This is a genomic window from Xanthocytophaga agilis, assembly GCF_030068605.1.
In the GTDB taxonomy this organism is placed as follows: domain Bacteria; phylum Bacteroidota; class Bacteroidia; order Cytophagales; family 172606-1; genus Xanthocytophaga; species Xanthocytophaga agilis.
Map to the genome: position 1 here is coordinate 678196 of NZ_JASJOU010000001.1, position 12979 is coordinate 691174.

The 12979-nt window shown below is 38.3% G+C and carries 6 protein-coding genes; all 6 read right to left on the minus strand.

What is annotated here, in order from left to right; genetic code table 11:
• Window positions 1–58 precede the first annotated feature (58 nt).
• A complete protein-coding gene (locus QNI22_RS02775; RefSeq protein ID WP_314509078.1) occupies window positions 59–2545 on the minus strand; it encodes an ABC transporter permease in 2487 nt (828 codons plus the stop codon).
• Window positions 2546–2588: 43 nt separating this feature from the next.
• Window positions 2589–4979 carry an ABC transporter permease gene (locus tag QNI22_RS02780; protein WP_314509079.1) on the minus strand — a complete coding sequence of 797 codons (2391 nt, stop codon included), beginning with the start codon at window positions 4977–4979 and terminating at the stop codon, window positions 2589–2591.
• 53 nt (window positions 4980–5032) lie between these two features.
• A complete protein-coding gene (locus tag QNI22_RS02785; RefSeq protein ID WP_314509080.1) occupies window positions 5033–7486 on the minus strand; it encodes an ABC transporter permease in 2454 nt (817 codons plus the stop codon).
• Window positions 7487–7573: 87 nt separating this feature from the next.
• Window positions 7574–9964 carry an ABC transporter permease gene (locus tag QNI22_RS02790; protein WP_314509082.1) on the minus strand — a complete coding sequence of 797 codons (2391 nt, stop codon included), beginning with the start codon at window positions 9962–9964 and terminating at the stop codon, window positions 7574–7576.
• A gap of 73 nt (window positions 9965–10037) precedes the next feature.
• Entirely contained in the window at window positions 10038–12452 is a 2415-nt protein-coding gene (locus QNI22_RS02795) for an ABC transporter permease (protein ID WP_314509083.1), read from the minus strand.
• Between the two features lie 114 nt (window positions 12453–12566).
• Window positions 12567–12860 carry a hypothetical protein gene (locus QNI22_RS02800; RefSeq protein WP_313992609.1) on the minus strand — a complete coding sequence of 98 codons (294 nt, stop codon included), beginning with the start codon at window positions 12858–12860 and terminating at the stop codon, window positions 12567–12569.
• Window positions 12861–12979: the final 119 nt, after the last annotated feature.

Genomic DNA, 12979 nt, shown 5'->3' on the forward strand with positions numbered 1-12979 from the left:
ATAGATAGATCCTAAATTCTTTTATGTAAAAAGCGGATGATAACATCCTCTTTTTACTCTATTCATCTCTCAGGCTGTGAACAGGATTGGCCAGTGCTGCTTTTATAGATTGATAGCTGATTGTTACAAGTGTTATAGCAATAGCTGCAATCCCTGCTACAACAAAGATCCACCAGGAAATATCAATATGATAAGCAAAGTCAGCGAGCCACTTATTCATTGCATACCAAGCAATCGGTATAGCGATGAGTAATGCTGAACAAACCAAGAGTAAAAAGTCTTTGGATAAAAGGGCTATAATCTGTTGTACAGACGCTCCTAGAATTTTACGTATACCAATTTCTTTGGCACGTTGCTGGGTGGTAAAGGCAATCAGACCAAACAAACCCATACAAGCAATGAAGATGGCTAATCCTGTTGCTGTATTGATAATAGTAGCTGTTTTCTGTTCACTTTCGTAAAATCCTGCAATAGCTTGATCCAGGAACATATACTCAAATTTTTCAGCAGGATATATTTCTTGCCATATGGCTTGTATTTTTGTCAAAGTAGGCTGAATTTCTTGTGCCTGCTTTCCTTTCGTGATAAGTCTTATATTGATTGTAGAGACATATCTGGTTTCACTCATTAAAAATACAGGCTGAATAGTTTTATGCAGGGGTTCAACATTAAAGTCTGCTACAACACCTATAATGGGTAATGGGTTATTTTCTCCATAATTGACAATTTCCCCGACTGCTTCTGATGGAGTTTTAAAGCCGAGGGCTTTTGCATAGTTTTCATTGATCAGGACTTCTCTGGCTGAGTCACTGGTTTGGATGTTTCTTCCTGCCAGCAGTTTTATACCATATAAGCTGAGAAAGTTTTCATCAATATTATGTCGTCCAACATTTATCTCAATATGTTTATTTCCTTTGTGGTAGGTGAGTGAAGAGGTATTATTGCCAGCAGTAACAACCGGACGTTCACTCTGACTGATTAATTGGATTTCAGGGATTTGTCTGAGTTTTGAGAGAAAAACTTCCTTTTTACGATGATTTTCTTTCCAGGGTATTCTGAAATAGACGATTTCATCCTTCTTGAACCCCATGTCTTTGGTAACCATGTAGTGAATCTGTGATCCCATTACAATGGTACCAATAATAAAAACTTGAGAAATGGTAAATTGGAAGATGATAAGCACTTTTCGTAAAGTAGCCTTTCGGGTTGATTTTCCTGTAGTTATATTTTTTAATGTCAATACTGGCAGATAGGAGGATAAGACCAATGCTGGATAAAATCCGGAGAGTAAGGTTGTGAAAACGATAATTCCTGCCAGAAAAAACAAAACTACTGGATTAAATATGTCAAGGGTGACACCAGAAGGTATAAATGATTTATAGATTGACAATAGAGTAGGGGTGATAATAATAGCCAAAAGTATTGCACAGAAGGTGATCAGGAATGTTTCACTTAGAAACTGTATAATCAGGCTAAAACGGGTACTGCCTAACACTTTGCGAATACCTATTTCCTTTGCCCGTTGCGCAGATTGTGCCGTAGCCAGGTTTATAAAGTTGATACAGGCAATAATCAGCAGAAAGGCTGCTACTCCTAGTGAACTATATAGAGTTGGCAAATGTGCTAAGCGTACGTAAACCCCATAATATTCTTTATTGAAATGAATATCAGAGATTGGTTGAAGAATAAATTCATCTTTGGCATCACGATTTTGAAATTTATTAGGAGAGTTGCTGGCATATTTCTTCATCAATGGCCTGAATTGTTTTTCAATCTGTGCAGTGGTTGTACCTTTACTCAGTTTAACTATCGCCTGAGAGGTAGAGTTGGTATTGGTCCACTGAGTGAGCCCTGCATTTTCATTCCATTTCGTTTTTTCGATAGTGGAAAATGAAATAAAATCTGTGAAGTGAAAATCCGTGTTTGCTGTCCATGCCTTGATTATACCGGATACAGTAACCGTTACTGTATCTTCATCATCTGCATAGATAAGCGAATGACCAATGATATTGGCAGGGTCTGTCGTGCCAAAGTATATCCTAGCTTTTGCTTCTGTCAGAACTACTTTGAATGGCTCCTTCAATGCAGAAGTTGGATCTCCTCCTACCCAGTCATAGTGAAATAGTTTAAAATAACCATCATCTGCTAGAATACTATTCAGAGAATTGGGATTTTTCCATTTCTGATCTGCCTCTATAACCTTGTTTTTTCCATTGGATTGAGGGACAATTACATAATCAATGGGTTTTACATGAAAAGGTGCTACGACTTCTAATCCAGTAAATTCTCTTCGCATAGCCCAGGGGATGGGAGCTGAAATGCCACTGTTTTTGTAGACATTATTAGCAATATTTATGTGAGAAACAACCCGGAAAATTCTGTCCTGATCTTTGTGAAATGTATCAAAGCTAAGCTCAAAACTTACCATCAGGTAAATGATCAAACAAGCACTAAGCCCAATCGCCAGCCCTGTTATATTGACAAGGGTATAGGTTTTTTGCTTGATTAGACTGCGAAAGGCTATTTTAAAGTAGTTAGAGAACATGGTGTATGGTTTTAAATACTTTAGTTTGGTGAGTAGAAGTTACTTATTCAGATCGGAGTGATTTAACCGGATTCTCTCTTGCAGCCTTAATTGCCAGAATGCTTACTGTTAGTAAGGCAATGGATATGACGACAAATCCTGAGATAAGGAAAAGCCAGCCTGATACAGCAAAGTGATAGGCAAAATTTTGCAGCCATTGTTGAATTGCATACCAGGCAATGGGTGTAGCAATTACAATGGCAATGACAACCAACTTTAGGAAATCAGTAGATAATAATGTTACAATACTTAAAACAGACGCTCCAAGTACTTTCCGTATACCAATTTCTTTGATTCGTTGTTCGGCCGTAAAAGCTGCTAATCCTAACAGACCCAGACAGGCTATCAGGATAGAGAGTATGGTAAAGACAAATAATACCTCTCCTTGTTTTTGTTCAGTCTGGTATTGTTTGGAAAAGTTATCATCCAGAAAATGAAAGTTCAAACGGGCTGATGGATCAAAGGCATGAAAGGTCTTCTCTATAAATGCCAGCGCCTGCTGCGTTTTGTCTGGCTGAATGCGCAGATAAATATTGTCTCTTTCTGATGGAGGAGGCATTTGGAGTACCAAAGGCTCAATTTTATGCTGGAGAGAGTAAATGTGAAAATCTTTGACTACTCCGATTACTTTTGCATCCTGTGTGTTCCCTTGATTATCTATAAAGTATTTCACTCGTTTACCTATAGGCTCCTGCCATCCCATTTTTTTGACTAGTGCCTCATTGACCAGAACGGCTTCCATCCGGTCGCTGATAATGTCTGGTGAAAAGTTTCTGCCTTTCAGGAGTTTGATTTCTAAGGTATGAAGAAAGTCGCTATCTACCAGAAATTTTTGTACAACTTGAGTGCTTGTAGGCATCTCTCCGTTTTGTTCGAAAAATATTCCATTGGTTCCAATGTTATTATTGCCAATAGGGTTACTGGCAGAAGCTACGGATTCTATTAGAGGGCTTTGCAGTAGTTGTTGTTTCAGTGCACTAACTTGTGTGCGAACTTCTTCATTGTCAATATGAAATGTAGTAACCTGATCTTTATTAAATCCAAGGTTTTTTGTAGATGTATACTGTAATTGCAGATAAATTACCAACGAACCTACAATCATGATAACAGTGGTTGTAAACTGAAACACTACCAGTGTTTTTCTGAGACTACTTCCTTTTCCAATTTTTGAAACCTGATTCTTGAGTGCTGAAACCGGATGAAAGTTAGAAAGTAGTAATGCTGGATAAATGCCACTTACTACACCTACCAACAGTGAAAATAAAATAAAAATACCGATGGTAGTTGCTACTCCAAACTGAGAGAGAATCAGTGTTTTATCTGCTAGCTGATTAAAATAGGGAAGAGCGATGTTTGCCAGTACAAAACCAATGATAGCAGCAATACCTGTAAACAGATTAGATTCTAATAAAAACTGTTGTACCAACTGAGCACGGGGAGAGCCTATTGCTTTCCGTACACCTACTTCCCGAACTCTTGTAGAAGATCTGGCTGTATATAAGTTGATATAATTGATACAAGCAATTACAAGGATTAGTACTGTCACCAGAATAAAGATGTAGATAGTTGTTATATCTCCATTGGGGCCAGCTTCATAATCCAGATGGGAGTGTAGATGGATGGATGTAAGGGGCTGTAATTCCATTCGGTAATCCAATGTTCCCATCTCGCCTTTCAGGTATTTGGGGTAAAAGCCTGATAACTTGGATTCTAGTGTTTGTACGTTAGCGTTAGGTTTCAGCAAAATATAGGTATATAGACTGAAATTTTGCCAGCCATCAGTCCAGTTAGTTGATAACGAACGAAGCGCACTAAATTGCAAATGTGAATTTGCTGGAATGTCTTCTATTACTCCAGTGACCAGATTCTCAAAGTTATTAGAGAATTGTATAGGTTGATTTAATGCTTTGGATGCATCGCCAAACAGTTTCTCGGCCAGGCTTCTGGTAATGACAATGGATTTATCATGTGTCAGAGCTGTTTTCGGATTTCCATAAAGAAATGAAATACTAAAAATGTCAAAAACCGAAGGATCTGCAAAATAAATATCATTTACTTCCAGTTGTTTTTCACCCAGATGGATAATACCGCCTCCCTCTGGTACAATACGAACAGTTTGTTCAATTTCCGGATACTCCCGTTTCAATGCTTCTGCAAAGGGTGCAGAAGTAGGAGCTAGTTTCAGATTTCCTCCTGGCCATTGTGCATAATGCACTACACGATAAATCCGATCAGCTTTGGTATGATACTGATCAAAACTTAATTCATCTGCCACAAATAATACCATTAACCATACTGCTGCAAATCCGATCCCCAAGCCTGCTATGTTGATGGTTGAAAATAGCTTATGGCGAATCAGGTTTCGCCAGGTTGTTTTAAGATAATTCTTTAACATAATGGTAAATGGTAAAACTTGAGAAAGAATTCTATTAATATGTATTGCTGAAATTATTCAGATCGTAATGCTTTTACTGGGTTTTGCAACGCAGCTTTTATTGATTGGAAACTGATTGTTAGAATGGCAATGGAAAACGCAATAATTCCTGCCAATGCAAAAATCCACCAGGATACCTGGATACGATAGGCAAAATTTTGTAGCCAATCATTGGCTACATACCAGATAATAGGTGTAGTAATAACAAATGCTATTAGTAGCAGTCTGACAAAGTCCTTTGATAGCAGAGCCAGGATTTGTTGAATGGATGCTCCTAATACTTTTCGGATGCCTATTTCTTTGGTGCGTTGTTCTGAAGTAAATGTTGCTAGTCCAAATAAGCCCAGACAGGCTATGAAAATAGCCAGAAAAGATGCCAGGGTGAATAACTGTGTGTATTGCTGTTCAGTCTGGTATTGTTTGTTATAATTTTCATCCACAAAGAAGTATTCAAATGGATTACCACTGAAGTTATCCTTATAGATTTTTTCCAGTTCTGCTACTTTAGACTGAATTTGAGGCGTTGTAAGACGAACTACAAAATATTTTCCGTTGTGTCGGGGATAGAAGATAACCGGATCGATCGGGGCTTGTAACGATTTGTGGTGATAGTCTTTGATCAGGCCAATAATTTCGTATTGTTTGTTTTCTCCCCATTTTATTTTCTTGCCTACTGCCTCTGTTGCAGATAAAAATCCCAATTCAAGGGCTGCTTTCTCATTAACTATAATTTTATCTACATCATCCCATTTCTTTTCACACTGTTCTGCAGTGAAATTTTCGCCTTTCACTAACTGTATACCAAACGTTTCGATGAAGTGCTCATCTACAATAGCGATAGAGTAGGACTTTTTTTCATCAAGTGGCCGGGGATTGAGTCGCGTAATACCATTTGCATTATAGTTGTACCAGTTACCAGGCATACAGCCAGGATTACTGTAGCTTTTTACATAAGGTAGTTGAGCTAGTTGATTTAAAAAAACAGTTGTGGTTTGTTTGAATGTTCCGTCCCTTTCTACATCTTCTACCTTAAAAGCAAGTAATTGCTCCAGATTCATACCCAGTTGAGTATTCTGCATGTATTGTAGTTGCCCAAACAAAATGATAGTAGAAGCAATCAGACCAATCGAGATACTAAACTGAAACACTACCAGCGACTTACGTATGAATAAACCTTTACCTGACTTACTAAATATGCCTTTCAAGGTTTGTAAGGGTTGAAAAGAGGATAGTACAAAAGCTGTGTAAGCTCCTGAAAAAAGAGAACCTGTAACAAGTAACGTAATTCCAAGTATCCAGAGCCATCCTTCTTGGATGGTATGTAGCGATAAGGGCTTTCCTATAACTGTATTAAACACATCCTGCACTATTACTACCAGCAGCAGAGCCAAAAGGAAGCCGCTTATATTCAGTAAGATAGATTCTCCTAAAAATTGCTGTATGAGTTGAGAGCGGCTAGCCCCCATTACTTTTCGTACTCCCACTTCTTTGGCTCGTTTCAGAGATCCTGCTGTGGAGAGGTTTATATAATTGAACCATGCAATAAATAAAATAAGTATAGCAATACCTCCCAAAAGATAGATGAAACCCAGGTTCCCTGTAGTAATGTAGTAGTCATTAAGTGATTGTGCCAGATGAATATTTTCTGCTGGTTGCAGGCGAAGTATTTCCTGATCAGTAGGTCGTAATTGCTTATTAAGAGTATTTATTTTTTGTTCAACTTTTTTATAGTCTGCATCTTCCTGCAATAGATAGAATATACTCATACATTGACTACTCAATCCATCCGGTTTGGCCCAATCATTTCCGTTCAGATTGGCAGGATTGACCAGTGTCTGCAACGATAATACTATATTGGATTGTAGATCCGAATTGGCTGGAATGTCTTTAAAGACAATACTCACTGTATAGTTGTGTTTGCCAAACTGATTATTTAGTGTCAATATTTTTCCAATTGCAGATTCTTTTCCAAAGTATTTAAGGGAATAGGATTCTGAAATAGCTACTGTATTTGGTTGATTTAATGAGTTTGATATACCTTGTACTATCGGAAAAGTAAATAGCTCAAAATAAGTACCATCTGCATACAATACATCTTCTTCTCTGAATAATTTCGGAGATGTGTTTTTGTCATTAGCTGAATAAGTGACAATACCAGTTCCCATGCCATTATTAGCGATCCTGCAATAAGACTGTATGTCGCTGATTCGGTCTTTTGAAATAGGAGCGAGGCCTGGTGGCAAAAAATCCCATGTTTCTGTCTTCCCTGTGCTACTTGCTTCATACAATGCTCTGTATAACCGAGGTAGCTTGGTATGGAATGCATTAAAACTCTGCTCAAAGCTTATGTATTCGAGAATCAATAAAAAAGTAGCTATACCCAGTGATAAACCTGAAATATTGATCAGAGAAAATGCTTTGTTTTTCCAAAGACTTCGAAATGCAATGGTAAAGTAGCTATGTAGCATAAGCAAAAGTAGTTGAAGGGTTGTTGATAAGAACCTAACCTCTTTCTATTGTTGGCAATTGATAGAGGTTGTTATTCACAATACAGGTTATTCAGATCGCAATGAATTAACCGGGTTGTCAAATGCGGCTTTCATTGACCGATAGCCAACAGTAATAAGAGCAATGAATAGGGTACAAACAATGGCGATTACAAATATTCCTGGTCCAATGGTGATTTTATATTTGAAGTCTTGCAACCAGTTGTTCATTATCCACCAGGCAATGGGTGCTGAAATTACAAAAGCTATTACTACCAGTCTGACAAATTCTTTCCCGAAAAGTCCCAGTATCTGTTGACTGCTGGCTCCCAATACTTTTCGAATACCAATTTCCTTTGTTTTCTGAACTGCCATAAATGAAACCAATCCATATAATCCTAACCCACTGATAAAAATAGCAATACCTGCAAATACCTGAATCAGATTAAACAAGGTGTCTTCCTGTTTATAAAAATTGCCGATACGTTCGTCAAGAAACTCGTACTGATAGAGAAAGTCGGGATAGGTTTCATTCCATATTTTTTCAATTTCAGGCAATAAGGTTTTAGTTTGAGCAACATTTATTTTAACAGCGCAATTATTATATCTATCTGCTTGAGACATAATACAGATCGGCTTAATATCTTCGTGAAAGGAGAGATTGTGAAAATCGTTGACTACACCTACAATACGTGCTGTCTTTCCCCATAATTCCAGATTTTTCCCGATAGCTTCCTGGGGTGATTTAAGATTGAGCCTTTTTATAAAGGTCTCATTGACCAGGTATTCACGGGTAGTATCACTTGGATAAATATTGCGTCCTGCTACCAACTTTATGTCGAATGTAGATAAATACTGGCTATCTGCAGGTCTTGTATATACACTTACATGCTCTGCTTCAGGACGATTGTCGTAGTTAAAATCTGTTTCGTTATTGTTTTCAGAGGCAGGTGCTTCAAAACATAAAGAGGCATTTTGAATACCTGCTATCTGGCTTAGCCGATTTCGCAACGAATTCATCTTCACTACATCTTCTGACGGAATCGAAAGCATGACTATGGCATCTTTGCTAAAACCCAGATTGGTTTGTTTAAAATAAAGCATTTGACTGGCAACTACAATAGTTCCAATGATGAGCATTTGGGAAATGGTAAATTGAGCTACCACCAATGTGCGTCTCAGTGAAAATCCACCAATCTGTTGTTGTGTTAATTTTCCTTTCAGAGCTAGAATAGGTTGAAAACCAGATAGAATAAGTCCAGGATATGAACCTGATAAAAATACGACAGTAATTGCAAGTAATGGAATGAATATAAGTAGTTGCGGATTTTCAACAAGATTTAGAGTAAGCTGAGTGCCAAACCAGTCGTTGACAGAAGGTAGGGCAAGCAGTGCCATTAGGTAAGCAACCAAAAATGCAAGAACAGTAACAAACCCTGTCTCTGCAATAAACTGCCAGAAGAGTTGAGTTCGTACACTTCCCAGTACTTTACGGATTCCGATTTCTTTAGAACGTTTTAGTGCCTGAGCCGTTGCCAGATTTACAAAATTGACACAAGCAGTGATAATCAGAAATACACCAATACAACCAATTGCCCATAAGTATTTCTTTTCAACTTTACCATCATACTTACTATCAAAATGAATATCTGCCAGTGGTTGCAGGTGATACTGAACAATCTTTGCATCTTTCTTGCTATGGTACTTTTGAATAAAAGCTGGAAATACTTTGGAAACTGCTTTTGGAGATGTATTGGGATTTAATCGTATAAAACATTGCATACCACTATACGTTGACCCCCACCGATCCTCTCTTTTTGTCATCCCATCAAAGTGTTTTTTCACAGTTTCATATGAGATATAAATCTCCGTCTTACGATCTGTGTTTTTGGGTAGATCTTTTAATATACCTGTGATTTTGCACTCTGTCCGGTTATCCAAACGAATGGTTTTTCCAATGGGATTATCCTCTGAAAAATATTTCTTAGCTAGTCGCTCAGTTAATAAAACACTGTACACATTTTGTAATGCTTGTTTGGCATTGCCCTGAACCAGAGGGAAATTCATAATGTCAAAATATTCCGGTTCTACAAATGAAATACCTTCGGACTCTGTAAATTTTTTGATTTGATTGTTGTCGCGTAAAGTAATCAGTTGTTCATCAAATGTAAGTACCCGGGCAACTTTATCTGCAAGGGCAACATCATTCCGAAATGCTTTCCCCAGTGGATTAGGAACACCTGGCGTGAAGTCTGGACCATCTGAGTTGAACTCTGTTACAATACGATAAATCCGGTCTGGGTTTTTGTGGAATGTATCAAAGCGCAGATGGTAGTAAACCAATGTAAAGATTAGCAGACTACAACAAATACCAAGTGCCAGCCCCAGCACATTGATGAATGTATAGGTACGATTTCGTTGCAGATTACGTAGCGCTATTTTGAAATAGTTGCGAATCATAGGAAAAGAGAGTCAATGTTGTATGAAGTACTAAAAAATAGCATGGTCTATTCTGTAAGACCATGCCTGACAATTATTCTGTACGTAATGATGTAACCGGATTTGCCAATGCTGCTTTGATTGCCTGAAAGCTGACCGTTAACAACGCTATTAGTAATGTAGTAACACCTGCTCCCACAACTATCCACCAGGACAAGTCTGTCCGGAATGCATATGTCTCCAGCCATCGATTGGTTGTATACCAGATAAAAGGAACAGAGACAACAAAGGCGATCAGAATCAATATGGCAAACTCCTTATATAAAAGTTGGAGTATTTCAGGGATGGAGGCTCCCAGTACTTTTCGTATACCTATCTCTTTCGTACGTTGGACTGTTGTAAACATGGCTAATCCAAACAATCCCAGACAGGCAACCAGTATAGCCAGAGAGGTGAAAAATCCAAATACCTGTCCAAACCGCTGATCAGCCTTATATTGTTCATTGAAATGTTCATTCAGGAAAAAATACTCAAACGGATTACCTGGGAAAAATTGTTTCCAGCTACTTTGGATAGAGGCAATAGAAGCATTGATCTGATTGGCCTCCAGCTTGATAGAGAAGTATCCACGTACATCCGGTATAAGGCGTATTACAAGTGGTTCATAGGTTTCGCGCAAAGATTGCTGATGGAAATTATCTACTATACCCACAATGGTATATACTTCTCCCCAAAAGTCGATCTGATTTCCAATTGCTTGTTTAGGATCTGTAAAACCTAGCTGCTGGATACCCATTTTGTTGAGCATAACCGCTTTGGGATCTGTACCGAAGTCTTTGGCAAAGTTACGACCTGCTACTATTTTCAGATCATAGGTTTTCAGATAATCATAATCCACTCCAATAACCCGATATTGTTTACCTTGTTTTTCGTCTGCACCATGCAACTTTATTCCACCTGCATTCCAGTCTACTGGTTGACCTGGAATGGTTGTAGATGCTGTTATGCTCTTGATGGTAGACTGACGCAATAACTCATTCTTAAATGCTTCCAGTTTACGCATGTACGTGGAGTCAGTACCGATAATAGGAGGATTGATAACCAGGGTCTGATCAATATTCATACCTAATTTCTGCTCCCGCATAAACTGAATTTGCCGGAATACGGTAGCGGTACCTACCAGCAAAAACAGAGAAGCTGCAAATTGAAACACAACCAAGCCTTTTCGTAAGGCAATTCCCTGACGGGTAGTTACCATGCGGCCTTTAAGAACGGCAACAGGTTTAAATGCTGAAAGTACAAAAGCAGGATAGAGGCCAGAGAAGAATGTACCTACAACTAACAATATCAATAGAGAGAGCCAGAATGTACCACTGATAAGCAATGAAATACTCAGATGTTGACCTGATAATGCATTAAATAAAGGTAGTACCAGAACAACCAGTCCCAGTGCCAGTATAACAGCCAAACCATTTAATAATGCAGATTCAAAAAGAAATTGTGTAACCAATTGAGATCGTTGTGATCCCACAGATTTGCGTACACCGACTTCTTTTGCCCGATTTATCGCTCTGGCAGTTGCCAGATTGATATAATTGACCCATGCAATCACAACTATAAAAAAGGCGATACCCAATAGTAGATATACTGTAGTCCCATCTCCATTGGCCTCGGCTTCCATCATATAGTGAGAATAGAGGTGGATGTCTTTTAACGGCTGAAGCAGATAGATTGCCGCTGAATTGTATTTTTTATGATCTTCTCCTGCCAGTTTGTCTACTACACCCGGAAACTTTTTTTCTAAGGCTTTGGGATCTGTTCCTGGTTTCAGTAACAGGTAACTGAGACAACCATCCCATTGCCAGGCTGTTTCGGGAGTATTGGGTTTAATCTGATTGATAAATGTTTCATAAGAAAGCAACATATCTGCTTTCAGGTGGGTATTATCCGGAAGATCTTTGAAAACCCCTGTAATTTTAAAGAGACGATCCTGATTCAATCTAAGATCCTTACCCATAGGATTGGTTGTACCGAATAATTTTTGAGCAAGAGACTCTGAAATGACAGCTGTATTGGGTTCTTGTAAGGCTGTCTTTGCATTACCGCTTAGTAATGGGTAAGAGAAAAGTGTAAAAAAAGACTTACTGGCAAAGTATACTCTTTCAATTTTAATGATATTCCCATCTCTATTTACAATTTTAGTCCCTGTTCTGACTAGCTTCACATAATCTTCTATTTCGGTGAATGCATCCTTAAAGGAGTTGGCTGCTGCAAAGGCTCCGGCGGCCCATTCTGTAGAAAGCTTTCCTTCATTGTAACGATCTTGCTTGATGCGGTATATACGGTCTCCCTTGGTATGAAAGTTATCGTAGCTTAACTCAAAGTCAACATATTGTAATATGAGCAGACAGGCGGCAATACCTATGGACAATCCAATGACATTTATAAACGAAAATGCTTTGTGTCGGGATAGATTCCGGATTGCGATGGTAATATAGTTCTTAATCATAAGTTGGTAAGTTGTAGTATGTTGGAAATTCTAAGATGTAGAATACTAACAATGTAAAATGAATGGGATTTGCTATTCTTATCTTACTATCCCAAAGACTTATTGTGAAAGATATTATTTCCCTGTCATGAGTTTTTGCTGAATGTGCAAATCATCCCGTTTTACAAAAGTGATAGGCACAAATTTCTGAGTTGGAGATCCAATGTAATAGAGGGTCCAGTCTTGGTCGTAATGCTGCAACATATGTCGGATACATTCTGCTCTGTCTATAACAGGTACATCACACTCATCCCAGTAGAATAATTCTATCCGATAATGAAGTTGTTGTTTCTGACCATTGATGCTTACTTCTATTTCAATCTCTTGTTTGCCTGGAGTGGAAGGGATAGGAATCGCTATATGTGCCATGTGTGGAGAGTGTTTAGTCTGGAAGAATTCATTCTATTTTGTCCAATATAAGTGCAGTGCCTATACTCCACTTATATCGGACTTAAGTTGTTTTATATATAGGCTTTACTCTGGATGTT